This is a genomic window from Vibrio sp. 10N.222.49.C9, from assembly GCF_041474985.1.
Taxonomy (GTDB): domain Bacteria; phylum Pseudomonadota; class Gammaproteobacteria; order Enterobacterales; family Vibrionaceae; genus Vibrio; species Vibrio crassostreae_C.
Genome location: NZ_JBFRVD010000444.1, coordinates 1 through 289, shown reverse-complemented (window position 1 = coordinate 289; position 289 = coordinate 1). Strand labels below are relative to the sequence as shown.

Annotated in this window: 1 protein-coding gene; it reads left to right on the top strand. The window is 46.0% G+C overall.

Translation table 11 applies throughout. The features are described 5' to 3' along the window. Window positions 1–289: ion transporter (locus tag AB4585_RS23900; RefSeq protein ID WP_372171246.1), on the top strand; the 289-nt coding region annotated here is incomplete at both ends.

Below are 289 nucleotides of genomic sequence, written 5' to 3'. Positions count from 1 at the left end.
TCCTAGGGGTTGTAAGGCTGCTGAGGGTAATGCGCATCTTCAGAATCTTGAAATTGGTTCAATACATTCAAGATTCCAATGTCATCATGCGCTCCCTTTGGAACTCTAGACGCAAGATTTTTATCTTCTTTAGTATGGTGGCCATTCTGGTCACCATCTTTGGTGCGTTGCTCTACATCATCGAAGGCCCAGAGAACGGCTTTACCAGTATTCCGACCAGTATTTATTGGGCTATCGTAACCATCACCACTGTTGGTTACGGCGACATCTCCCCAGTCACCACATTAGG